The 24,680-nt window shown below is 43.4% G+C and carries 18 protein-coding genes; 14 read left to right on the top strand and 4 right to left on the bottom strand.

Features of this window, described 5'->3' with window-relative positions; genetic code table 11:
- Positions 1 to 77 precede the first annotated feature (77 nt).
- The 6 genes from AB4111_RS03860 (at position 78) to infC (ending at position 6,262) form a co-directional block, all read left to right on the top strand.
- Positions 78 to 2,015 (top strand): LTA synthase family protein, encoded by a 1,938-nt coding sequence (locus AB4111_RS03860; RefSeq protein WP_442030541.1) that lies wholly within the window; start codon positions 78 to 80, stop codon positions 2,013 to 2,015.
- A gap of 248 nt (positions 2,016 to 2,263) precedes the next feature.
- Positions 2,264 to 3,271 (top strand): LLM class flavin-dependent oxidoreductase, encoded by a 1,008-nt coding sequence (locus tag AB4111_RS03855; protein ID WP_442030540.1) that lies wholly within the window; start codon positions 2,264 to 2,266, stop codon positions 3,269 to 3,271.
- A 99-nt stretch (positions 3,272 to 3,370) separates the two neighbouring features.
- Positions 3,371 to 4,099: a metallophosphoesterase family protein gene (locus AB4111_RS03850; RefSeq protein WP_442030539.1), complete on the top strand. Its 729-nt coding sequence runs from the start codon at positions 3,371 to 3,373 to the stop codon at positions 4,097 to 4,099.
- 125 nt (positions 4,100 to 4,224) lie between these two features.
- Positions 4,225 to 4,548 (top strand): (2Fe-2S) ferredoxin domain-containing protein, encoded by a 324-nt coding sequence (locus tag AB4111_RS03845; protein WP_253434464.1) that lies wholly within the window; start codon positions 4,225 to 4,227, stop codon positions 4,546 to 4,548.
- Positions 4,549 to 4,718: 170 nt separating this feature from the next.
- Positions 4,719 to 5,651: a manganese-dependent inorganic pyrophosphatase gene (locus AB4111_RS03840; RefSeq protein WP_442030538.1), complete on the top strand. Its 933-nt coding sequence runs from the start codon at positions 4,719 to 4,721 to the stop codon at positions 5,649 to 5,651.
- Between the two features lie 119 nt (positions 5,652 to 5,770).
- The gene (gene infC, locus AB4111_RS03835; protein WP_442030537.1) at positions 5,771 to 6,262 is read left to right on the top strand and encodes a translation initiation factor IF-3; all 492 of its coding nucleotides are present in this window, start codon (positions 5,771 to 5,773) and stop codon (positions 6,260 to 6,262) included.
- Between the two features lie 187 nt (positions 6,263 to 6,449).
- Here the strand turns inward: infC and AB4111_RS03830 are convergent, their stop codons facing one another.
- The gene (locus AB4111_RS03830) at positions 6,450 to 7,274 is read right to left on the bottom strand and encodes a protein-glutamine gamma-glutamyltransferase (protein ID WP_442030536.1); all 825 of its coding nucleotides are present in this window, start codon (positions 7,272 to 7,274) and stop codon (positions 6,450 to 6,452) included.
- 271 nt (positions 7,275 to 7,545) lie between these two features.
- Here AB4111_RS03830 and AB4111_RS03825 point away from each other — a divergent pair, with 271 nt between their 5' ends.
- Entirely contained in the window at positions 7,546 to 10,293 is a 2,748-nt protein-coding gene (locus AB4111_RS03825; protein ID WP_442030535.1) for a PAS domain S-box protein, read from the top strand.
- A gap of 50 nt (positions 10,294 to 10,343) precedes the next feature.
- On the opposite strand, the gene AB4111_RS03820 is transcribed toward AB4111_RS03825, so the two are convergent.
- Complete coding sequence (locus AB4111_RS03820) at positions 10,344 to 10,556, bottom strand: hypothetical protein (protein WP_017688899.1); 213 nt, start codon at positions 10,554 to 10,556, stop codon at positions 10,344 to 10,346.
- A gap of 119 nt (positions 10,557 to 10,675) precedes the next feature.
- Positions 10,676 to 11,431: a hypothetical protein gene (locus AB4111_RS03815; protein ID WP_442030534.1), complete on the bottom strand. Its 756-nt coding sequence runs from the start codon at positions 11,429 to 11,431 to the stop codon at positions 10,676 to 10,678.
- A 606-nt stretch (positions 11,432 to 12,037) separates the two neighbouring features.
- On the opposite strand from AB4111_RS03815, the gene AB4111_RS03810 reads away from it, so the two are divergent.
- From AB4111_RS03810 to AB4111_RS03795, 4 genes are all read left to right on the top strand, one after another.
- Positions 12,038 to 13,732: a M3 family oligoendopeptidase gene (locus tag AB4111_RS03810; RefSeq protein WP_442030533.1), complete on the top strand. Its 1,695-nt coding sequence runs from the start codon at positions 12,038 to 12,040 to the stop codon at positions 13,730 to 13,732.
- Positions 13,733 to 13,981: 249 nt separating this feature from the next.
- Positions 13,982 to 15,133: an iron-containing alcohol dehydrogenase gene (locus AB4111_RS03805; protein ID WP_442030532.1), complete on the top strand. Its 1,152-nt coding sequence runs from the start codon at positions 13,982 to 13,984 to the stop codon at positions 15,131 to 15,133.
- Positions 15,134 to 15,294: 161 nt separating this feature from the next.
- Complete coding sequence (locus tag AB4111_RS03800) at positions 15,295 to 16,233, top strand: tyrosine-type recombinase/integrase (RefSeq protein ID WP_442030531.1); 939 nt, start codon at positions 15,295 to 15,297, stop codon at positions 16,231 to 16,233.
- Between the two features lie 43 nt (positions 16,234 to 16,276).
- A complete protein-coding gene (locus AB4111_RS03795) occupies positions 16,277 to 17,497 on the top strand; it encodes an aminotransferase class I/II-fold pyridoxal phosphate-dependent enzyme (protein WP_442030530.1) in 1,221 nt (406 codons plus the stop codon).
- Here the strand turns inward: AB4111_RS03795 and AB4111_RS03790 are convergent.
- Positions 17,476 to 18,924: a pentapeptide repeat-containing protein gene (locus AB4111_RS03790; RefSeq protein ID WP_442030529.1), complete on the bottom strand. Its 1,449-nt coding sequence runs from the start codon at positions 18,922 to 18,924 to the stop codon at positions 17,476 to 17,478. The two genes, AB4111_RS03795 and AB4111_RS03790, sit on opposite strands and share 22 nt — an antisense overlap.
- Positions 18,925 to 19,550: 626 nt before the next feature.
- Here AB4111_RS03790 and AB4111_RS03785 point away from each other — a divergent pair.
- The 3 genes from AB4111_RS03785 (at position 19,551) to AB4111_RS03775 (ending at position 24,597) form a co-directional block, all read left to right on the top strand.
- Positions 19,551 to 20,720 carry a glucose-1-phosphate adenylyltransferase gene (locus tag AB4111_RS03785; protein ID WP_442031569.1) on the top strand — a complete coding sequence of 390 codons (1,170 nt, stop codon included), beginning with the start codon at positions 19,551 to 19,553 and terminating at the stop codon, positions 20,718 to 20,720.
- A 26-nt stretch (positions 20,721 to 20,746) separates the two neighbouring features.
- Positions 20,747 to 21,850, top strand: a complete 1,104-nt coding sequence (gene glgD / locus AB4111_RS03780; RefSeq protein ID WP_339242018.1) for a glucose-1-phosphate adenylyltransferase subunit GlgD — start codon at positions 20,747 to 20,749, stop codon at positions 21,848 to 21,850.
- A gap of 314 nt (positions 21,851 to 22,164) precedes the next feature.
- Positions 22,165 to 24,597, top strand: coding sequence for a glycogen/starch/alpha-glucan phosphorylase (locus AB4111_RS03775; protein ID WP_442030528.1), 2,433 nt, complete (start codon positions 22,165 to 22,167; stop codon positions 24,595 to 24,597).
- Positions 24,598 to 24,680: the final 83 nt, after the last annotated feature.

The following is a 24,680-nucleotide window of genomic DNA, read 5'->3' as shown; positions in this document are numbered from 1 at the left end:
AACCAGAAAACTGTTATACTGAAATATGCGTTTTGTAAAATGAACGTAAAATTTCAGGGTAAGGGTTGAAAGCGACCATGTATAATTCCAAAAATGAACGAACTTCATCACGGACCTTATTCGCCGTGTTATTCATTCTTATGTTGTTGAAGCTATCACTGTTGCGGTATTTCTTTTTCCAGGGTCTGTCCGGCATCGGTCTGTTGACCGACGCATTAGGTGCGTTAACGTTGGTATGCCTACTGGATTTGATCGTGCCCAAAGGCTGGAAGCGAGCCATTTATGGAGGATTCAATATTCTGTTTTCTCTACTTCTGTTCGCGGCAACGCTGTATAACGTTCATTTCAGTTCGGTACCCACATATACCGTGCTAAGTGAGTTAGGTCAGGTTGCGCAAGTGCGGGGCAGTATCGGACCTCTGGTACGACCGGAGCACTTTCTATTTTTTGCAGACATCATATTGGCACTGCCAATATGGTTCATTATGCGCAGACGTACCGGTGGGCGTAACCGCAGCAGTTACCGCGATAGCGGTCTGACGTTTGGCAGAATTCGCAAACGTTACTGGGGAAAACTCGGTGTTGCGCTTACCGCTGCATTCTGCATCGTGCTGTCAGGCAGTTTTATTGTCAAAGGTGAAACGATTGATAACGAACTGGTTCGCGCCGAGAATCTCGGTTTCCTGAACTACCAGGTCTCGTCTGCCATTATGACAAGCAAAGAGAATGAGGCCATTGCGAATGGCAACATTAACGAAACGATTGCCAAGATCAATGACTTGGTTAGCAAGTATCCGTATCAGGATAAACCGAGTGACGGCACAGCTTTGAAGGCCAAATATTTTGGTCAGGCCAAAGGCAGTAATCTGATTGTATTGCAACTGGAGTCCTTTCAGAATTTTCCGATTAATGCTTCATTGGACGGTCAGGAGTTAACGCCGGTATTGAATGATCTGGCGAAAGAAAGCTATTATTTCTCTCATTTCTTCCAACAGATTGGACAGGGAAACACATCAGACGCTGAGTTCATGTCGAACACGTCTATCTATCCAACCGGCGTTGTTCCCATGTCGGCAGGGTATAGTGACCGTGAACTGCCGAGTCTTCCAAAGTTACTGGGTAAAGAAGGATATGAGTCCGAGACGTACCACGTCAATGACGTTACCTTCTGGAACCGGAACAAAATGTATCCTGCTCTCGGATTCACTCGTTACTTCGACAAGCCGAGCTTCGAGAACGACAAGTTTAATGATTTTGGACCATCAGATGAAGAGTTGTACCGTGTAGGCGTGGAAAAAATGACTGCGCATCAGGCGGCAAATCAGCCGTTCTATGCTCAGTTCATTACGGCATCAAGCCACTCGCCGTTTACGATCCCCGCTGATCGTGCACGAATCACGATTCCTGCAACCATCACGAACAAACTGCTTCACGATTATCTGCAAGCGATCAACTATACGGACTATGCCATTGGTCAACTCATTAATGAGTTGAAGGCGAATGGATTATGGGATAACACAACCTTAGTGCTCTACGGAGACCACTTCGGTCTGCCTGCTGACGAAGAGATTACACAGCAGATTCAGGCTAATCTGGGCGTCCCTTATGACGGTAAAGTTAGTCGATTCAACATTCCGTTAATGATCCACACGCCCAAACAGACCAAAGGGCAAGTCATTGAGCAGCCAGGCGGTCAGTTGGATATGTTGCCAACAATCATGAATCTGATGGGCGTTTCGCTCCAGAATCAGAAATTCACGGCCTTCGGACATGATCTGCTCAACATGGACCATAATGCCTTCGGTATCCGGTATTACTTGCCGACGGGTTCATTTGTCAACAATGACATCATGTTTATTCCGGGTGCAGGGTTTGATGATGGAACAGCCTACTCACTTAAAACGTATGAACCGGTAACGGATTTGGAACCTTATCGTGCCGACTATGAACATGTGCTCAGCCTGATGAAACTGTCTGACGAGTATGTGAAGTTGTTACCGAAACGTGCGCCATAACTGATTTTTTCTGCAATAGGTTATATCTCAACACTAGATCCAAACGTCACCAGTTCAAAAGCTGGTGGCGTTTTTTGCATGTTTCTTGCAGAAGTGTGGTAATAAAAGAGGATAACTAAAGTTTGAAACTGTAATAATTAATGTTACAATGGAACAAGCAAGAATGAAGTGAGCAATAGCGTGTAACATCCGCAAGAACTCATATTCACAGAAATCAAGAACCTAACAGATGAGAGGATTGAATATATATGAAACTGAGTGTACTTGAACATGGACATATCAATGAAGGCCGTAGTGTGCAGGATACGCTGCAGGAAACGGTGAAACTCGCGCAACATGCGGATCAATTGGGATATTCCCGTTTTTGGATGTCGGAGCATCACGGTAGTGGTGCGCTGTCTTTTTCCAGTCCTGAAGTGATGATTGCACATGTGGCTGCACATACGGATCACATTCGGGTAGGTTCCGGTGGAGTCATGTTACCTCATTATAGTGCCTATAAGGTTGCAGAGAATTTCCGTCTGCTGGAAGCGTTGCATCCGGGGCGGATTGACCTTGGAATTGGCAGAGCACCAGGCGGAATGCCGATTGCCAGCAGAGCGCTGAACGAAGGCAAATCATCGAATGTACAATTCTTCCCACAGCAGATTGCGGATCTGGGCGGATACTTCCACGAGCAATTGCCTGAGGATCATCGGTTTGCATCACTGGTAGCCGGACCATCGGTTCCAACGGTACCCGAAGTGTGGTTGCTGGGTTCCAGCTCCGAAGGTGCCAGAATTGCAGCTGCGCAAGGGACGTCGTATGCGTTTGCCCAATTCTTCGGGACACCAGGCGGCGAAGAAGCAATGAAACATTACCGTAGACATTTTAAGCCGTCCATCCTGAATGACAAACCACATTCCATGATTGCTGTCTCGGCATTCTGTGCAGAGACAGAGGAAGAAGCGGCTGAACTGGCACGCAGCAATGAACTTTTCTTCCTGCGCCTCGGACGAGGTCTTGAACAAAGTTCCTTCCCATCCCTGGAGACGGTGAACAACTATCCATTCACAGCGATGGAGATGGAACAGATCCGTCAACGTCGTTCTTTTTCCATCGTGGGTACACCGGATCAGGTGAGAGACAAAATTACCGCTATGGCTGAACGTCATGAAGCGGATGAAGTCATTATCGCGTCAGCGGTCCATTCGTTTGAAGCACGTCTGCGCTCATTCGGCTTGATTGCAGATGCCTTTGGACTCAAGCAGGACTAATGGTGAGCAAGCGGGAATAACTACTCTGAACAGACTGGAATCTTGCTCTTGCAAGGTTCCGGTTATACTCTTGCGTGATCAGGGAGAGGAGAGATTCACATGCGCAGATGTGTCATTAGTGATATTCATGGCTGTTACGATGAATTGAATGCACTGCTTAAGCTTGCAGATTATAATCCTTTGCAAGATGAGTTGATTTTGCTGGGTGATTATGTGGATCGCGGTCCAAGCAGCAAACAGGTCATCGAACAGATTATGCAGCTTCAGCAACAGCACAATATTATAGTGATCAAAGGCAATCACGATGCGATGATGGTCAAGGCGCTGACCCAGGATGTTGAACAATATGATCAACACTGGATTCGTAATGGTGGATTAAAGACGATGGCCAGTTATCTGGATCTGGAGCTTACTTATGATGAGCAACAGATAGATTGGGAAGCTTATGCTGAAGCCAAACAGTGGATACGTACACACTATGAACATCATCTTCGTTTTCTGGATCAGCTTCCGCTGGTGTACGAGATCCCGGGTTATATTTTTGTGCATGCCGGAATCAACCCGGAGATCGAGGATTGGAGAAACCAGTCCGAGCGGGACTTCATTTGGATTCGGGAATCATTCTATTCCAGACCAACGACGATTAGAGAGACGGTCGTATTTGGACACACACCCGTAAAGCATTTGCATGAGGAGACTGGGATTTGGTTTGACCCAAGCGGAGACAAAATTGGCATTGATGGTGGTTGTGCCTACGGAGCACAATTGAACTTGCTGGAGATTAGCGAGGATGGCAGTCTACAGACCTTTTTTGTACGGCAAGGGTAGAGCGTTGAAGAGCCCGAGATTTAATATTTTCGTTGCGTATCAGGAATTCATATGCTAATTTATAAGGTTGTACGATGGAATAAATAGGATACATATCATATCGACTTGAGGGGAATGAACCAAGTTTGGCTATCTATAATCTGGATCAACTGCAACATCACATTTTACTCTGTAATGGTGGAACATGCATGCGTAACGATGGGGAAGAAGTAACTCAGGCGGTACGGGACGAGATTGTTAAACAGCAGGCGGGAGGATTCATCCATACGACTCGTACCAAATGTAATGGTCAGTGTGACGATGCATGCGTGACGATTGTGTATCCACAGGGTGACTGGTATGGACAAATGACACCGGATTCAGGCAGAGCGCTGGTACAGGCCTTGTGTGAAGGCGAAAAATTGGAGAAACACCTGATTGCTAATGTGGCCAAGACCTCTGTAAATTAGAATTACAGAGAGGATATTATTTTTTTCTAAGATGACTTACCTGAGAATGATTTGCAATTAATTCGCTGTAACGGGATTGGAATTAAGCCTTATAAGCGCTATAATCAGTAGGGTATGATTAAAATATGACATGTATTATTCTAAATGAGAATTGACGGAGGGCTATAAATATGGAAAAAGCGTTAATCTTCGGTCACAAAAATCCCGACACGGATACGATCTGTTCGGCAATCGCCTATGCGGATCTCAAAACAAAATTGGGTCAGGACGTTGAAGCTGTTCGTCTCGGCGAAGTCAATGGTGAAACCCAGTTTGCACTGGATCAATTCAAAATTGCAGCACCACGTCTGATTAAAACAGCTGCAAATGAAGTAAACAAGGTTATTCTGGTTGACCACAACGAGCGTCAGCAAAGTGTAAGCGATATTGAGGAAGTGACAGTCGTTGAAGTTATCGACCATCACCGTATTGCTAACTTTGAGACAAGCGGACCTCTGTATTTCCGTGCAGAGCCTGTAGGTTGTACAGCAACCATTTTGAATAAAATGTACAAGGAAAATGGCATCGAAGTGAGTGCACCAATTGCTGGCCTGATGCTGTCTGCCATTATCTCCGATTCCCTGTTGTTCAAATCTCCGACTTGCACAGAGCAGGACGTTGCCGCTGCACGTGAACTGGCTGCCATTGCTGGTGTAGATGCAGACAGCTACGGTCTGGACATGCTGAAAGCCGGCGCGGATCTGAGCCAAAAAACAATTGCTGAACTGATTTCCCTGGATGCCAAAGAATTCGTAATGGGTCAATCCAAAGTGGAAATTGCACAGGTTAATGCCGTTGACGTGAATGATGTTCTCGTGAAGCAACCTGAGCTTGAAGCAGCCATTGAAGCGATCATTTCCAGCAAAGGTCTCGACCTGTTTGTATTTGTCGTAACAGACATTCTGAATAACGATTCCGTAGCTCTGGCATATGGCGCATCCACCAAAGCTGTGGAGAAAGCCTACAATGTGACGCTGTCTGATAGCAGAGCACTCTTGAAAGGCGTAGTATCACGCAAATCACAAATTGTTCCGGTTCTGACGGAAGCATTCAACACGCTATAAATCGGACGGATTGGCTTATTCATACGCTGATATGTATTACAAATAGTAGCAACACCATCCTAGCCTGCTCTGATCCTTAAATGGTCAGGACAGGCTTTTGATGTAGAGGAGGAAGAATCATGATCAAAAATGAAAAAATCAAAGCAGCCGAAGTGCAGCTTACCGGATTGAACGGTGAAGATCTGGGCGTGATGTCCACGCAGGAAGCTCTTCTACTTGCGAAGCAGCATAAAGTAGATCTGGTGTGCTTGTCCTTGATGACCAGTCCGCCTCCATGCAAGCTGATCGGCGCAGGAGCAGCCAAAGCGGAAGCGCAGCAGGCGAAGAAAAAAGAGAGTAAATCCCCTGATAAACGAAAAGTAAAAGAAATTCGATTGAACCTTGCGATGGAGGATCATGACCGGGATACCAAGCAGTCTCAGGCGGAACGCATTCTGAAGAAGGGTGATTCTGTAAAACTCGTCATCCAGGTGCATGGAGCCAAAGAGGGAGCTGCTGGCAAGGAATGGGCAGAACAACTAAGCAAATCGCTGGCTGAATTCGGTAGTAAAACGACGGGTGTTCAGGTAAGTGGTAAACAGGTTGTTGTGCAACTGGACCCGAACGCGTAAATTGCCAGACGATTATTGAGGTAGCACATGGGTAAGGCCAAGGTGGATAAAGTAATGATTATTTGAATGTGAGGAAAGCCCAATGAGATGGCGGGGTAACTGCTGCACCATTGGGCTTGTTTGTCGTCACTCAGATTGAGATATCATGGATGCAATTAAATGCGTAGGCCGTTTCCGTTCCAGTAATTCAGCTGCGTAAATAACGACTGCCACCAAGGCGTACATATAACTGTCCGGGTAATACAGGTGTAGAACCAGCGGCAACATTATTCTCGCTGTTCTTGGCGAATCGAGATAAATAAAAGAAGTCCGGATAGATAACCATATCCATTAAGTAGGCGGAGACCCGGCTACCTGGAACGCGGAACTGATTCAGGGTACGTATAATTTCTTCGCCGCGTGCAATGCCAATGCCGTGTCCATAATACCAGTTCTCGCGCAGCATAATCGTATTCTCTCCCTGCCATTCGGGAGTTTCGGGAGAAACATCCGGATTTTTGAAATACAGCACATCTCCTGGAAGCGCGGTTTCACTACCGTTTTTTTCAGTCAGTCGCAGGTCGCTGTCATAATGCCAGTCAAAGAGTAACAGATTTCGAAACAGCGAATTAAAAGCATCTTCGCGAATGCTTCCCAGCACGCCACCATACAGCACAATGACAGTGGCTGTTGCACATTCAAAGGCATATAAGTGTCCATTCCTCCAGATATCCCGGATGCCGTCGGCGGGTGTCACGTTCGATTTTAGCTCGAACCCACCCTCTGCATTTCGATTCCAGTAGGCAGGATTACATCTGGATTTTTCAAAGGAAGCAAAACTCACCCCGCTTCGATCCAGTCCTTCTGCTGCATCTACGAGCGAGCCTCTCAAGTCCCATTCAAATCGAAGATGATCCATGGATTGGTAAACATATCTCGTTGGACGATTCTGAAGTTGCTGTAACCAATACCATTCAAAATCAGACCATTCCGAGCGGTTTAGCAGGGCGGGTTGATTTGCGACAATGATCATAATCCATAACCTCCGTTCCTATTCGAATATTCAACATTGTATAATCAGGAGAGCACGAGTATTGTGTAGTATATGACGTGATGTGTTCGAATTGGTATGTACACATTGAACGTTCTCAGCTTCCAAGATTAAAAATGCAATTCATAAGGACATTTTGTCTGATCTCGTTTATAAATCATGGCATTTGGGGTAGTACTCTATAGATGAAGTTATGTTCAGGTGGATCTATTCATACGGAATACATTCAGATTCTCACAAAGGAGGACATGTAATGTCGAAATCCATTACAGAGAGCCGATCTCTGTTCGAACAATTGTATACGCACGCACCAATCGGCATTGCTGTCGCATCGCATGTAAACGGACGGTGGCTGCAACTTAATCCTGCATTTTGCGAGATGCTTGCATACAGTGAAGATGAACTGATCGATACTTCGGTCATACATATGATCTACGAAGAAGATCTGCACATGGAGGAATTCCGCAGCAAGTTCTGGGAAATGACCCATGAAACAAGTCCGATGTACGAGACAGAGGTTCGTCTGAAACGAAAGGACGGTTCGTTATTATGGGCAACCATTAGAGCTTGCATCGTGAGGGATGAAACGAGTGGTGAACCCTTGTATTTGCTCGTACAAGCTGCTGATATTACAAAACAAAAAGATGCAGAGAAAATCCTTATTGTGCAACGTAAGCAATTGGAAGAGAGCAGTCGCATCTCGCGGCTGCTGGCAGAGTCTTCACTGGACCTGATTGCAATACATGATGTTGATTCCAGTCGTACATTTAAATATGTATCGAATGCATGCAAGAGCATGCTCGGCTATGAATTGGAAGAAGTTATAGGTAAGCCGGGAACATTCGTTATCTGTCCGGAGGATGTGCCTTTGGTTGAAGCGTATATGGAAGAGCAGAGAAGGGGTCTGGCTCCCAAACGGCTCAGTTATCGCCTGCAACATAAGGACGGATCTACGGTATGGGCAGATACCATTACACATTATGTCTATGACAGCGCAGGTGAATTGTTAGAACTCGTCGCTGTAACCCGGGATATCACAGCCAGCCAGCAACAACAGTTAAGCATGCAGGAGTACAGATCATTATTTGACTGTAATCCCCTGGGTGTGGCTTCTCTTGATCTGGAAGGCAATCTACTGAAAGCCAATGTGGGTCAGGAACAATTGACAGGACACACCAAGGAGGAGCTGCTGAGTCGATCTTTTGATCACCTCATTGATCCTGTGGATCTGGAGAAGACTCGACATCATTTTGAGGAAACGGTGAAGGGCACTGCACAGAGCTACGAGATAGGCTTAATTCACAAAAATGGGCAGCGAATTGAAACAAATGTGATTAATGTTCCTATTTTACTTGAGGACAAAGTTGTTGGAGTGTACGGGATTACCAGTGACATTACAGAGTCCAAACGTTACGTCGAGGAAATCGAGAATCTTAGTTATGAACGGGCATTGATTTTGAATGGCATGTCTGAGGGTGTTATCGGACTGGACCTGGAAGGGAATCTGAACTTTGCCAATCCGGCCGCTGCGGAGATCATGAACTTCTGTCCAAGTGAAATGAATGGCAAAGCACTAGAGCAATTGATGATCCAAATGCAGAGCGAAGGCATCCCTTATCCATCCAAGGATACACCAATTCTACAGGCTGTTCGTGAGGGACGAGGTCTGCCGCGTACCGAATCCGTTTTCTGGAGACAGGATGGGTCCAGTTTTCTGGCGGAGTTCCAATTGAAGCCGATTATGGATCAGGGTAGAACCCGCGGGGCAGTTTTGGTTTTCCGTGATATGACATCTGTTAAGGACATCATACGTGCCAAGGAAGCAGCAGAACATGCAGACCGAGCGAAGTCCGAGTTTCTAGCCATTATGAGTCATGAGCTTCGTACGCCACTGAACGGCATTATGGGCATGGCCCATCTGTTAATGGAAACCGAACTGGATGATGAACAGAAAGGCTTTGCGGAGATCATGATTGAAAGTGGCGAATCCCTTTTGTACATTTTGAACGAAATTTTGGATTTCAGCAAAATCGAAGCAGGCAAAATGGATCTTGAGCGAGCACCAGTGGATATTAAGGCGATGCTGGGTGGGGTAATCGAGCTGTTTGCACTGAAGGCCTCAGAGAAAAATATTGAACTCTATTGTGAAGTGTCGGATCACATTCCTGAGCGCATTCGGGGGGATGAGACACGAATCCGGCAGATTTTGATTAATCTCGTGGGTAACGCTGTTAAATTCACAGAGCAGGGACGTATTCAGGTGAGCGTAGGTGCTGATTTCTCAGATGAGCATGGTCGGGACAACCTGATGTTGACCTTTAAGGTGAGAGATACAGGAATCGGTATTCCAATAGAAAAGCAGCATCAGTTGTTCCAATCCTTCTCACAGCTTGATCCGGCCATCAATCGCAAGTTTGGCGGAACAGGTCTAGGGCTTGCGATCAGCAAGAAACTGGTGGAATTAATGGGCGGAGCGATTGGCGTGCAGAGTGAGATCGGTGAGGGAGCAGAATTCCAGTTCACCCTCGTGGTTGAGCGTTGGCAAGAGGAAAGTAGTGACCCGATCGAAATCACTGCGACTGATGAACTGCAATTGGATCGTGCTAGTCTGGCCAGTGACATCAAAATTTTGATTGCTGAAGATCAAGCGGTCAACAGTCATCTGTTGGAGGAGATGCTGCGCAAGTTTGGCGGAGTATGTGATATCGTTGAGAATGGGGCACAGGCCGTCGATTCATTGAACAAGGTTCAATATGACCTCGTGTTTATGGATATTCAAATGCCAGTTATGGATGGGATTGAAGCGACCTGTCGAATCAGACAGACCCACCCGGAAATACCGGTTATTGCAGCGATTACAGCTTTTGCAGGCGCTGGTGACCGTGAGGAGTGTCTGAAATGCGGGATGCAAGACTTTATTAGCAAACCGTTCCATTCTACGGAGATTAGCCGCGTACTCAATACATGGGTTCCATATATTCGCTCTCAAAGGGTGACGTAACAGAAAAATAACCTGTGCCTTGGAATCCAAGGTACAGGTTATTCTGTCATTTACGACCAGCCTCCGATTAACCCGGAAAGGGTTACGCATTCGTCATCTTCCAAATCTGCAATCAGAGTGAGTTCTTCGTTGTCTTGTGGATCAACGGAGAATAATTCACGGCGTCCGTCCTCATGTACAATAATGACTAACTGATGGCCGCCCTTTGTATCAAACTGGTACTTAACTCCGATACCAGGTAGTGGGCATTCGCGGATATTCATGAAACCTGTCACCTCTTTAGCTTTGCTTAATAAAAAATTAACCGTTCACACAGTACGGATGTATTCTACTATCCATAACACCGTTTGGCAAGTCACAAATAAAATTGGTGTGAAAGAAATTAATTTTTTCCGCGATGTGATCTTGCACTATGGACCTGTCTGGCCCGTCTGCGACGAACAAAAAACCAAATGAGCAGAGCAATGATGAGTAATAGACCAATGACTGCGATGATGATGATGTTCCGAATATTAGGAACCTGTACAGTCAGATCCAGTTTATTCATCTGGAGGGGTGAAACGTGCCAAATGAGCGTTTTTCCGCCATCCTCTACCTGATCCGCATTGGAATCGGCTGCTTTGATAGGCAAAGACAACTTGAAGTCAAAGTTAACATCTTTTAACAAGAGGTTCTTAAGAAAGCTAGGTACTTTGTTAATCTGATTTTTGATCTCACCATCCGGCATGGACTCCATGAGGTCGGCTTCTGCTGTAAGGTGCATCTTGGAAGTGAAGAAGCCGGGCGTAGTTGATTGTTCAACTTTGATCCCTTGAGGTAACTCGGATGTATCAAAGCTGGTCGTATTGTTTTTTTCATAATGAGTGGTCGCTGTGAGTTGCTTCTGATCGCCCTGTTCCGAAACCTCTGCCTGGAAGTTATTTCGATTCAATGCATCTGCGATCAGAGGCATGAGATTGTCTTGTCCAATCTTTCCAAGAGCGGAGTTCTTTACGTTGAGATTGAGATCCAGATCCGTTGATCCGTCCATATTCACCGTTAAATGGGCTTCTCCATCCGCACAGGCGGTTAAAACAGATAACATAAGGGCTAGTAAAATAGTAAGAAATAGCTGACGTAAGGGGATGCGAGTCGACATGTCTTTCAACCTTTCTGCGTAAAAATCCAAATTCCATTTCATAGAAGTATAGTATACACCGTAAGCATGGCGGATGAAACTTTGAACCGTGCAGTGAGGTATGTATGATTTAGTGTGCTTGGGGAATAATCAATATATTAAAATTAAAGATTTCGTATTTTTGTCAATGTTCGGTCAATTCAAACGGCGCTTCACCGTGTACACTAGTAGTAGTGTGATGAATATACGGAAGCAGGGAGGTTACATTCATGACATATATCATTATTATGGCTGTTATTATGGTCGTGGGCATGGTCGGAATGGGCTGGTTCTATCAGATTATGGATAAAGACCAAAGCTAGTATTGTTTAAATGTGAAAAGAAGAGAGACAACCTATAAGCTGGCTTCGCTAATGCGAGGCGGGCTTATTTGTGTGGCGAAAATTTTTGAAGAACTGACCTTACATTATCATGTAATATATGTAACTAATAATGCTATATAAATTTGACCGATGGACAAATATTTTTCGTAAAGATGGGATTTTTTAGCTACTCTTTTGTATAATAGGGGGTAGTTTAACTCGGGGTACTCCCGAGATTCTGCCAAACAGGAAAGGGTGTACATAAATGAAATTTAGTGAGTATACGTATACACGTCCGAATCTGGAACACATCAAGACATCTTTCCGTGAGCTGTTGAGCGGTTTTGAAGCTGCGACAACGGTTGAGGAACAGAGTGGGTTCATGGATCAGATTAATGCGCTGCGCAGTGACTTTGAGACGCAAGCCCAATTGGTCTACATCCGTCATTCCATTGATACCAATGATGAGTTTTACAAAGCAGAGAACGAATTTCTGGATGAAAATGCACCGATTGTGCAGGAATATATTACGGATTTTTACCGTGCACTGGTTAACTCGAAATTCCGCAATGAATTGGAGCAAAAATGGGGTTCACAGCTGTTCCAGCTGGCGGATCTTTCACTGAAAACATTCAGCCCTGAAATTATTGAAGAACTCCAGAAGGAGAACAAACTTTCCACAGAATACAATCAGCTGATCGCTTCGGCCAAAATTCCGTTCGAAGGTGAAGAGCGCACGTTGCCACAACTGCATCCATTTGAACTGTCCACGGATCGTTCCATGCGTGAGCGGGCTTCGGAAGCCAGATACACGTTCATGGCTGAGCATGAGGCTGAATTCGATCGCATTTACGATGAACTGGTTAAAGTACGTACACAGATTGCGAAGAAACTGGGATATCCAAGTTATGTGGAACTCGGCTATGATCGTATGAACCGTACGGATTACAACGCGGAGATGGTAGCCAACTTCCGGGCACAAGTTCGCGATTATATTGTACCTGTAGCGACGAAGCTCAGAGAGCGCCAGCGTAATCGGATTGATGTGGATACACTGTATTATTACGATCAGGGCTTCAGCTTCAAGACGGGTAACCCGACACCTAAGGGTGACGCGGACTGGATTATTGAAAATGGTAAAAAAATGTACGCTGAATTATCGCCAGAGACGGATGCATTTTTCCAGATGATGACCGACAACGAGCTTATGGATCTGGTAAGCAAAAAAGGTAAGCAGGGCGGCGGATATTGTACGTTCCTGAACGACTACAAAGTGCCGTTTATCTTCTCCAACTTCAACGGTACATCCGGTGATATCGATGTATTGACACATGAAGCAGGTCATGCTTTCCAGGTGTATGAGAGCCGTGATTTTGCAGTGCCTGAATACAATTGGCCGACATATGAATCCGCTGAGATTCATTCCATGAGTATGGAGTTTTTCACATGGCCGTGGATGCAGTTGTTCTTCAAGGAAGATACGGACAAGTACAAATTTGATCACCTGTCTTCCGGTCTGTTGTTCATTCCTTATGGTGTAGCTGTGGATGAATTCCAGCATTTTGTGTATGGGAACCCGGATGCGACACCAACGGAGCGTAAGCAGGCATGGCGCAACATTGAGAAGACCTATCTGCCACACATCAATTACAAAGATAATGCTTATCTGGAGCAGGGTGGTTTCTGGCATAAGCAGGGTCACATTTTCTCCTCGCCATTCTATTACATTGACTATACGCTGGCACAAATCTGTGCATTCCAGTTCTGGAAACGCAGTAACGAAGATATGAAGTCCGCATGGGCCGATTATCTGACATTGTGCAAAGCGGGAGGAAGCCTATCCTTCACCGGATTGGTTGAACTGGCTGGATTGAACTCACCATTTGAGGACGGTTGTGTTTCCTCTGTAATTGGAGATATTGAGGCATGGCTTGACGGCGTGAACGATAAGGCGCTGTAAGCCTTCGTAAGGATAAGGATGTTTTAATGAAAGTACCATTGTAAGGTATAAGTAGTGGACATAGCTTTAAGATAGATAGGATAGACGGCTTGGAGACCTTCGGGTGTCTGGGTCGTCTTTTTCATTACGGGTAAAAATCAACCTCAGTGTAACATTTATCGTGTTCATTGTGATTTATTTCACTATATCTGAAAACGGATTCAGTTACAATGTAGATAGTAAATCAGGGGTTACAGGAGGCTGGTTCAGATGGCAACACATGCATATTATGTTCCGCCCGTGAACTTGATGGGTAGAGGGTGTTTACAGGAAGCAGGCCAGATGATTGAACAGATGGGGATCCGCAAAGCATTGGTCGTAAGTGATCGTCAATTGATTGCTTCAGGCGTTGCAGAGCAGGTACTGTCTATATTAAGAAAATCAGGGTTAGACTATGTCGTATATGATGAGGTTCAGCCTAATCCAACATGTCAGAATGTACATGACGGACTTCAATTATTCCAGGATCATGGCTGTGACGCCATTATATCGATAGGCGGAGGTTCACCGCAGGATGCTGCCAAAGGTATTGGCATTGTGGCTACCAACGGTGGGCATATCCGTGAATATGAAGGATTGCATCAATCGAAACATAAGTCCGCGCCACTTGTTGCTTTTAACACAACGGCTGGCACATCGAGTGAGGTGACAATGAACTACGTGATTACAGATGAGGAACGTAAAGTGAAGATGGTAATGGTGGACCGTAATAGTCTGGTCTCCCTGTCGGTTAATGATCCGGAGTTAATGCTCAGCAAGCCAGCAAGTCTCACAGCGGCCACGGGAATGGATGCCCTGACTCATGCCGTGGAAGCGATGGTGACGCCTGGAGGGTTCACTGTGACAAGCGCGACAGCTGCAGCAGCTGTTGAACTGATCTTTGAATATTTGCCAAGAGCCGTGAGAGACGGCAGTGATCTGGAAGCGCGGGAACATATGACGTACGCATGTTTCCTTGGCGGGATTGCATTTAATAATGCGGGTCTAGGTTATGTCCACGCGATGGCGCATCAACTGGGTGGCGTATATGATCTGCCGCACGGTGTGTGCAACGCAATGTTACTCCCTTATGTGGAGGAGTTAAACGCCAAGCATGTACCCGGCAAATTCCGTCATATTGCCAAAGCGATTGGTATGGATGTGAAGGGTAGAAGTGATGAGGAGTGCTCCGATTACGTCATTGAGGCCATACGTCAGCTATCGAAGGAAGTTGGGATCCCTGAGAAATTGTCTGAACTGGGTGTGGAAGATCCGGATGTGGAATTGCTTGCGGATAACGCAATGAAAGATGCCTGTGCACCAGGCAATCCCTATCAACCGTCCAAGGATGAAGTGATGGAGCTGTTCCGCAAAATTATATAAGTGCGAACGTATCGAGTCGGAGGGAATCCGGCTCTTTTTTTGTTTTTCACAAATCTCGAATATTGTATATATGCCTTTGAGCATCTTCACAAATGGAGTTCAATGCGTAATAATGTAGGTCGGGCCATTGGCAACATATGACATCGACATCAGGAGGCATCATGAGACTTAGTACAAGTAACCTAAACAGCTATATTAAGCAATACGAGACTTATTTAAGCGTAGAGCGGAATCTATCCCTTAAATCCATTAAAGCCTATCTGTCTGATCTCAACAGACTTGTAGAGTGGCTTGATGCTAAACATATCCATGATGTGACCAGAGAAAATTTGCGTATGTATCTTGAACAATTAAACAGTGAACACACACTTAAAGATTCGACTATTAAAAGAAAGTACATATGTTTCAAAGCATTTTTTAATTATTTGGTTCAAAACGGTGATATAGTCGAGTCCCCAATTATTGGTTTCGGAAAAAAATTTAAAACGGCAAGACGTATTCCTAAGACACTCTCTGTAAGTGAGGTTGAAAAGTTATTAAATGCACCACAAGAGCACATGAAACAATTACACACGAGTTTTAGAAGAAGAATTAATCTTCGCAACGATGCAATTATTGAACTTCTCTATGTTATTGGAATTCGTATTGGTGAACTGGTGAATATTGATATGGAGCACATCGATCTCGAAGAGAAAACCGTGTTGATTTTTGGAAAAGGTCGTAAGGAACGTCTGCTCTACATCTCAAGTAGCGAGGTCATCCATAAAATTAAAACATGGTTGCATGCCCGCGAACATTTCGATCCTCAATCCGATGCCTTGTTCCTCAATAAATACGGTGATCGACTCTCCATCTACTCCATTGAGGATATTTACTCTAAATACAGGGACTTATCTAAGGTTAGCAAAAAATCAACACCGCACTATCTGAGGCATAGCTTTGCTACACATCTTTTGAACAATGGTGCAGATTTGCGTTCAGTGCAAGAGATTCTTGGACATACCAATGTCAGCACAACGCAAATATACACAGAAGTGTCTGTTGAACGGAAGAAGGATGTGCTGTCGAGGTTTAATCCGAGGAATAACCTAAACGTGTAGAGAAAAACCTCCAAATAACTATAAATTATTTGGAGGTCTTGTAATGAAATTGCCGTTATATCATGATACAAATATAGAACCACTTTTACATAAAATTAATAGTGAAACATGTTTCTTATCCAATTGGAATAAAGAAAACAATAGTCTAAACTTTCCCCTTGAAATCATTAAAAATGCTGTGAACAGCAGCCTTGATCAAAGTCAAAATAATTACTTTTTTTTAGATGAGTTACAGGAAGCAAAGAAATGGTTCATCCACGAGGCTTTAGACAATACCAATGTTAATTCAAATAATTTCGACTTCTCAATATCTTCAAATGGAACTTCGAGTGCATATTTATTAATTAATCTATTTCATATGAAAAAGAAACTGAAGGCATTGTTAATTACACCAATTTATTTTACTTATATAAAAGTTTTGCAAGATTTAAAAGTTGATACATATTATATTGAGGTTTTAGAGGAAGGAAAAGTAACTATAAATTTTCATAAATTAGAAGACATCATTATTGAATATGGAATTAATTTACTAATAATGAATGATCCTTTATTGGGAAGCGGTATTAAAATTACAAAAGATATGTATATTGATATTGTTAACATTTGCAAAAAGCATGATGTTACATTGTTGATTGATTTTATGTATGGCGGTATGGAGTGGAATTTGGGGAATTTAAATGTTATAGATGAATTTTTACTTAGTTTATTCGATATATATCCAGAAATTATTATCATTGAATCCATATCTAAGAGACTGTTCTTAAATGGAATCAAGAATTGTTTAGTTTATGGTAGTAAAGAAAATATAAGCCTATTTGAAAGAGTTTCCGTTCATTCCCTTGGTTCTTTAGTCTACTCACAGGTCACGCTATTTAAACAACTTTATGATAGCAACAATAGATCCACAGTATTAAATACAATTAAAAGTAATATTTTATTTGCAATGAATAATTTTGAGTTGATTAAAACATTATTAATGGACACGGAATATGTTATTAGTGCTTGTGAAAGTGGATACTTCTGTTTAATAGGGGTACCTTATAGCGAAATAGGTACTAAAAACAACATGGATATTGCTAGCAAATTAATAGAGAATATTAACATACTAACAATACCCCATGATAGATATCTCTTTGAAAGTCAAACCCATTATTATTTCAGAGTCAATCTTTCGATTGAACAGTCTATACTAATACCTGCTTTAAGAAAAATTGTAGAGTTCTATAGTAGATCTAAAACTCCTTATGCACCAATATCTATTTGATTAACTATTTCTTTGAAAGCTTCAGTCACAATAATATTATCAAACGTTGGATTTGTCAGACCTGATTTTTCAGAGGTGTCTAAAATTAAGTTGAATTGTTCTAAAGATTTAGGTATGTTTTCAGGGTCTATACGAATATTGTCAAGCAACACTCCTAAAATTTTTAATTTTTTTCGTTTTAAGGAAAAATCAAAGAAAGTTTTGGAGTAGTCATTTAACATTTTTGGCATCATCAATGCTACTACACCAACAACTGCAAAAGTTAAAATCCATGAGCCTTTTTCTTTTTGTATTAATTTATAATTTTTATCTAATCCCAATTTCAAATGAAGGTCATCCAATAGGTCACTGGTTAATTTTAGAGCTTCCTGATAATCATCTGTTTTGCATCTGAACGTTACAAAAAGAGTTTCTCCTGCCGCACTCTCAATGAAACTGTCATCATAATGAAAAGTATTCATTATCATTTCGATTTTTTTATGCATGGAAATATACACAAGTTGCTCTTCAAACGGGAATGCTGTCCAATCAAAATCATCTAAAATATTTAATACCTTGGAGACAAGCTTATAGGGTAATTGATTATTTAAGATATAGAATGTAAACATGTCAAATAAATTGGTCATTTCTAATTTGCGAGTTGTATTATTTATTTTTGATAATTCACTTAATGCATTACTGATTTGATCAGGTACTCCTTCAAAATTTCTAAACAAGAATATATTTGCATTTATAAATTCAGAAAATCTTTGTTGCGTTAATAATGAAATGATATATTCTGAGAAGTTATCAACATTCATTTTCACGGTGTTTCCTCTGTAAAGCACATCGAGTCTCGAAATATCTGTCTTATAAAATAAATAACCGAAAATATAACTTTTTCCTAAACTCACATTTTCTAAAACACATGATTTAAAAATAAAATTTTCAGCATGCATTGTGGCCAAATCGGTATTATAGATTTCGCATTCATTAAACTCCAATTTTTCAGTTGTAGAACGTTCAAAATCACAATTTCTCATAGTGCAATTTATAAACTTACAATTTTTCATGTTCACTAAAAATTTTTCATCTTCAAAAGTGCAGTTTTCAAAAGTACATTCTTGTATCGACGTGTTTGCATAATTATTTAGAGTGAAATTACATTCATTAAAGTAACAATTTTTAATTTCAGAGGCTGCAATATCAATCTCAGTGAATAAACATTTTTCAAATATCGCTGAAATAAAATCTGCACGATCAAAATTATTCTCATAAAAAGATACATTTACAAATCTTGATCCTCTAAAATCACTTCTGAAAAATGAGATTTTAGGCAGTTCATTAATAAAATCTAACTTTTCAAACAATGTATATGTTAGATCTTCCTTTTCACGTGACAAACTTCCGTTATCAGTAAACCTGTTATACTTAATAATACGACTCATAGAGACCTCCAAATAATTTATAGTTATTAGTATGTAACTCCTTGATAGACTGCATGCTTAAAGGAAATTCAAACACTACTTTCATACTACATCTCTCTATTCGACACATTTCTATATAATCCTCTAAAAATTTACAAATAAATTGCCATTTTCTGATTCGTAAGACCTGTATTGTTGATTTTATAGGTTTATGGGTCTAGTAGTGTCACACTTTTACCATGAATTTTCCAAAAGGAGTTTCATTAACTATTATCGAATACAATATGAATAACAGCGGCACGAGAAAGGGTAATCTTACCCGCAACTTGATGTCGATGTTTTCCAGTAAGATTCCCCAGTCCGTTTCGTGTTTAATGTTAAATAGGAGTAGTCTATTACATTGTTCACGAGCTACACCTTAAGTTCTGCATTTAACATTCACCTCTGTAAGACAATCAAGGCAATTCTACACCGCATCATCTCTATTTCAGGCTTCACAATCAAACAAGTTCTACTGCAATAAAACTCATCCAGTTACACATCTGTACAGCATGCTCCTAATCATGACAACAGTGTCCACACAACAGAATATCGATTATGGGCTCTGAAATGAATCAGAACGAATGCACGTGGAGGAGGCTGTAATGATGGCGAAAAAAGAAGTTGTAGCGATGCTACTTGCCGGAGGGCAAGGGAAGAGGTTAAAAGGATTAACGAAATCACTGGCTAAGCCAGCGGTATATTTTGGCGGCACGTACCGAATCATTGATTTTCCGCTGAGTAATTGCTCTAATTCGGGTATTGATACAGTGGGCGTATTAACTCAATATGAGCCACTTGTCCTGCACTCCTATATTGGTATTGGCAGTGACTGGGATCTGGACCGTAAAAATGGCGGAGTATACGTACTTCCTCCCCATGAACGTGAAGACGGAAGCAACTGGTACCGTGGTACAGCAGATGCCATCTTCCGTAACCTGAACTTTATTGAACAATTCGATCCTGAGCACGTGCTCATTCTGTCAGGGGATCATATCTATAAGATGGACTACGAAAAAATGCTCCAGTATCACAAAGATAAAGATGCGGATTGCACCATATCGGTCATTGATGTCTCATTGGAAGAAGCCAGCCGATTCGGCGTGCTGAACACCAACGAGGACTATAGTATCTATGAATTTGAAGAAAAACCTCCCGAGCCCAAGAGCACACTCGCTTCCATGGGTATCTATCTCTTCAAGTGGGATGTACTGAAACGTTTCCTGATCCAGGATGAACAACAGGCATCCACCTCCTATGATTTTGGTAAAGATATTATTCCTTTGTTGCTTGAAAACGAAAAATCCTTATATGCGTATCCATTCGAAGGTTACTGGAAAGACGTAGGTACCATTCGCAGTCTGTGGGAATCCAATATGGACCTGTTGGACGAAGACACACCGTTTAATCTGAATGATCCGGACTGGCGTATCTTTACACGTAATCCGAACCAACCTGCACAATACATCTCGCCTTCGGCGAAGGTTCGCAATTGTATTATTAGTGAAGGTAGTATTGTGCACGGCGAGGTCAACCATTCCGTCCTCTTCTACGGGGTAGAAGTTGGGGAGAACAGTGCTGTTATCGATTCGGTCATCATGCCAAGAGTGAAAATCGGGCAGAATGTGCGCATTTACCGAGCTATTATCGCAGAAGGATTGGTTATTCCCGATGGAACACAGATTTCGCCTGCACCGGAAGATGAGAGTGATATATTGCTCGTGGATCAGGAAGAACTGGAACGTCTGCTTCGCCAAGGAATAACCAGCAAGGCCTAATTGAAGTCAAAAGGACGGTGCATGCGATGAAACAATTGATTGGAGTTATTAACCTTGACCATGAACTTGAGGAATTGAAGGAATTGACGTACTTTCGCTGCGGAGCCGCGGTGCCTTATGCCGGGCGTTACCGTCTGATCGATTTTGTTCTATCCAACATGATGAATGCAGGAATTGAGAGTATTGGTGTATTTGTTAGGCGAAAATATCGCTCGTTGATGGACCATCTCGGTGACGGCAAACCTTGGGATTTGGATCGCAAGCATGGGGGCATGTTCATTTTGCCACCAGACTGGAACGATCCAACAGACACATCACAGGGGGACTTGCAGCATTTCCATAACAATTTGGACTTTTTCCACAGAGGTGCAGGGCAATATGTTGTGCATGCGGGTAGTCGCCATGTGACCAAAGCAGACCTCCAGGATGTCTACAGGTATCACATCAGCAAAGGAGCGGACGTTACACTGGTCTGCAAAAAAGTAGATCAGTTGCTGCCTGAGCATGACGCCTGTGTCAAAGTTGACCATGACGGGGACGGTAACGTGGTGGACATTCACCAAAGCGCTAATCACCCGAATATATATACAGAAATTTTCATCATGGAAAAAGAATTGTTCTTGCGCCAGGTGCAGCGCTGCATTGATCATGGCGAGAGCCATTTCTTCCGGGATGTGATTCAAAAAAATCCGGATGGATTGAATATCGCTGCGTACGCATATGATGGCTATCACGCAGTCATCAATTCCATTGACAGTTATTATCGCAACAGTATGGATCTGCTCAACACAGGGCAATATGAACAACTGTTCAAGGAAGATCCGATCCAAACCAAAATCAAATATGAAGCTCCCGCCAAATATCTGGATACCGCGAATGTTAAACACTCCCTCCTTGCCAATGGCTGCATTGTGGGTGGAGAGGTGGAGGACAGTATTCTGTTCCGTGGTGTACAGGTGGCGAAAGGTGCCAAAATCAAAGGTTCCATCATCATGCAGAAATGTTACATTGGTGAAGGGACGGTACTTGAGAACGTCATTTTGGATAAAGACGTGAAGCTGACCGGAGGACAGACGTTGATCGGTGACCGGTCAAATCCATACATTTTAGCGAAAAGCACTATTATCTAAAGCCCACACGTAACCGATATCTTCTATAAATATATATAAAATAAAAATCCTGTAGGATGGATTTAAGGTTCGTAGACGAAAGTTGTTTGGTAAAGAGCGTAGTAGTAAGTGAAGGGGACGAAATCGATTCTGAAGAAGCGTAGCGGTCGCCTTTATCCCTGTATTTTCACATCTAAATAATAAATTCAAGAAAATACAGGGATAACAGCGATCAAAAGAACGATTCGTAACCGTAACGTGCGCATGCTCAAACCAAAATGTTGAGTGTATGAACCGCCATCATCCTGCAGGATTTCCCCGGGAGGAACCTACTTTTGTTTGACAACAAAGAAACGTTCAAGAGTATCTTTACACGGAATCTGGTCAGCAAATTGGGCAAACCGATTGAAGAAGCCACACAGGAAGACGTGTACCACGTACTGGGAAGCATGATTCGTGAATATGCAGGACAGGATTGGGCAGCGTCGAATCAGGGGTTCAAGCAGCGCCAGGATAAACAGGTCTATTACTTCTCGCTGGAATTCCTGATTGGACGTCTGCTCGGCAACAATCTGCTGAATGTAAATGAATTGGAACTCGTCCGGGATAGTTTGGCTGAGCTGGGCTTCTCCTTGGAAGAGGTAGAAGAACAGGAGGCGGATGCAGGACTCGGTAACGGAGGTCTGGGACGACTCGCTGCCTGTTTCCTGGATTCACTCGCATCACTCGGATATGCAGGACATGGTTGTGGCATTCGATATAAATACGGGTTGTTTGAGCAAAAAATCATCAATGGCAATCAGGTAGAGTTACCCGACAATTGGCTGGATAAGGGCAATGAATGGGAAGTCCGCCGTCCAGACAAAAAAGTGGAAGTCCAGTTCTGGGGCCGGGTAGAAGCTCACGAGCAAGATGGGGAATATCAGTTTGTTACAAAAGATGCCGAATCGGTTGTAGCCATTCCCTATGACGTGCCTGTCATCGGTTATGGTCAAACTCATGTGAACACACTGCGCCTATGGAGTGCCGAGCCGAAGCGTGAGACTTCACTTGACACGCCATCGAACTACTACGGTTATCTGGATTATAGCCGTTCCGTTGAATCGATCTCCGAATTCCTGTATCCGGACGACTCCCAGTATGAAGGAAAGCTGCTGCGATTGAAGCAGCAATACTTCATGTGTTCAGCAGGCGTACAGAGCGCCTTGCGCACGTTCAACAAGCTGGAGCTGCCGTATGATCGTTTGCCTGACAAAGTGGCCTTCCACATTAACGACACGCATCCAACCTTGGTTATTCCAGAACTGATGCGCATCCTGATTGATGTGAAGGGTTATGGCTGGGATGAAGCATGGGATATCACAACTCGTACTGTATCGTATACCAATCATACAACGCTGAGTGAGGCGCTTGAGAAATGGCCTGTAGCCATGATCAGCAAGCTGCTGCCGCGGATCTACATGATCATTGAAGAGATCAATAAACGCTTCTGTGGCATGCTGCTGGATCGGTATCCGGGAGATCAGGATCGTATAGGGCATCTGGCGATTGTTGCGAACGATCAGGTACGGATGGCGCATCTGGCGATTGTAGGCAGTCATAGCGTGAATGGTGTTGCTGCATTGCATACCGAGATTTTGAAAGAACGCGAGATGGCTCCGTTCTATGCACTGTATCCAGAGCGTTTCAATAACAAAACCAATGGTATTACCCATCGCCGCTGGCTGATGCATGCCAATCCGAAACTGTCGGATCTGATTACGGATACCATCGGTAACGAATGGATAACAGAGCCGGGCAAGCTGGACCAGTTGGCTGGCTTTGCGGATAATGCATCATTCCAGGAGCAGTTCCGTTTGATTAAGCGGGATAACAAAGAGCGGCTTGCTGCGTATATTCTGGACCATACCGGGACATCAGTGAATCCGGATTCCATTTTTGATGTACAGGTGAAGAGGCTGCATGGGTACAAAAGGCAGCTGTTGAACATTCTGCATGTCATGCATCTGTATAACCGGCTTAAGAATGATGCTTCGTTTGATATGGTACCACGTACATTCATCTTTGGTGCCAAGGCAGCACCGAGTTATTATTTTGCCAAGAAAATTATCAAGCTGATCAATACCGTGGCTGATACGGTGAATCGGGATGCGGCCGTGAATGACCGCTTAAAGGTATTTTTCCTCGAGAACTATTCCGTCTCTCTTGCAGAGAAAATCATTCCTGCTGCGGATGTTAGTGAACAGATCTCAACCGCAGGTAAGGAAGCGTCCGGTACGGGCAACATGAAGTTTATGATGAACGGTGCTTTAACGATTGGCACGATGGATGGAGCCAACGTGGAGATGGCAGAGCAAGTCGGAGAAGAAAATATGTTCATCTATGGTCTGCGTGCAGACGAAGTGCTGGAATATTATCGTTCCGGCAGCTATCGTCCGAATGAGATTGTGCAGCACGATGAACGCATTCGCGAGGTCGTGGAGCAACTGGTGCATCCAGGTGCATTCTGTTATCGTGACGGGGAGTTCTGGGATATTTACGACTCGTTGTTAGCTCATGGTGACGAATACTTTGTATTGCGTGATTTTGCTGCTTATGCAGATGCGCATGCTGCCATTGACCAAGCGTATCGGGATATTCCTGGCTGGACTCGAAAAGCGATATTAAATACGGCGCATTCCGGTATATTCTCCAGTGACCGTACCATTAGTGAGTATGCCACAGATATCTGGGGTATTCATCCCGTGTCCGGAAATTGGAAAGGTTAAGCATAGATTTCTAGACAAATAGGTCCCCTTGTTCACAAGAGTTATCTCTACTGGTTAATCAATCAGCAGAGATAAACATCTCC

Origin of the sequence: Paenibacillus sp. 2KB_22, assembly GCF_052115745.1 — a bacterium.
In the GTDB taxonomy this organism is placed as follows: Bacteria; Bacillota; Bacilli; order Paenibacillales; family Paenibacillaceae; genus Paenibacillus.
The sequence above is the reverse complement of the archived record's forward strand: the minus strand, read 5'-3'. Positions and strand labels throughout refer to the sequence as shown.

Coding starts and splice junctions, on each gene's coding strand:
- infC (WP_442030537.1), top strand. CDS start 5,771: ATGATCAAAAATGAAAAAATCAAAGCAGCCGAAGTGCAGCTTACCGGA.
- AB4111_RS03810 (WP_442030533.1), top strand. CDS start 12,038: ATGAAATTTAGTGAGTATACGTATACACGTCCGAATCTGGAACACATC.
- AB4111_RS03785 (WP_442031569.1), top strand. CDS start 19,551: ATGGCGAAAAAAGAAGTTGTAGCGATGCTACTTGCCGGAGGGCAAGGG.
- AB4111_RS03805 (WP_442030532.1), top strand. CDS start 13,982: ATGGCAACACATGCATATTATGTTCCGCCCGTGAACTTGATGGGTAGA.
- AB4111_RS03825 (WP_442030535.1), top strand. CDS start 7,546: ATGTCGAAATCCATTACAGAGAGCCGATCTCTGTTCGAACAATTGTAT.
- AB4111_RS03790 (WP_442030529.1), bottom strand. CDS start 18,924: ATGAGTCGTATTATTAAGTATAACAGGTTTACTGATAACGGAAGTTTG.
- AB4111_RS03795 (WP_442030530.1), top strand. CDS start 16,277: ATGAAATTGCCGTTATATCATGATACAAATATAGAACCACTTTTACAT.
- glgD (WP_339242018.1), top strand. CDS start 20,747: ATGAAACAATTGATTGGAGTTATTAACCTTGACCATGAACTTGAGGAA.
- AB4111_RS03800 (WP_442030531.1), top strand. CDS start 15,295: ATGAGACTTAGTACAAGTAACCTAAACAGCTATATTAAGCAATACGAG.
- AB4111_RS03855 (WP_442030540.1), top strand. CDS start 2,264: ATGAAACTGAGTGTACTTGAACATGGACATATCAATGAAGGCCGTAGT.
- AB4111_RS03815 (WP_442030534.1), bottom strand. CDS start 11,431: ATGTCGACTCGCATCCCCTTACGTCAGCTATTTCTTACTATTTTACTA.
- AB4111_RS03860 (WP_442030541.1), top strand. CDS start 78: ATGTATAATTCCAAAAATGAACGAACTTCATCACGGACCTTATTCGCC.
- AB4111_RS03840 (WP_442030538.1), top strand. CDS start 4,719: ATGGAAAAAGCGTTAATCTTCGGTCACAAAAATCCCGACACGGATACG.
- AB4111_RS03830 (WP_442030536.1), bottom strand. CDS start 7,274: ATGATCATTGTCGCAAATCAACCCGCCCTGCTAAACCGCTCGGAATGG.
- AB4111_RS03820 (WP_017688899.1), bottom strand. CDS start 10,556: ATGAATATCCGCGAATGCCCACTACCTGGTATCGGAGTTAAGTACCAG.
- AB4111_RS03850 (WP_442030539.1), top strand. CDS start 3,371: ATGCGCAGATGTGTCATTAGTGATATTCATGGCTGTTACGATGAATTG.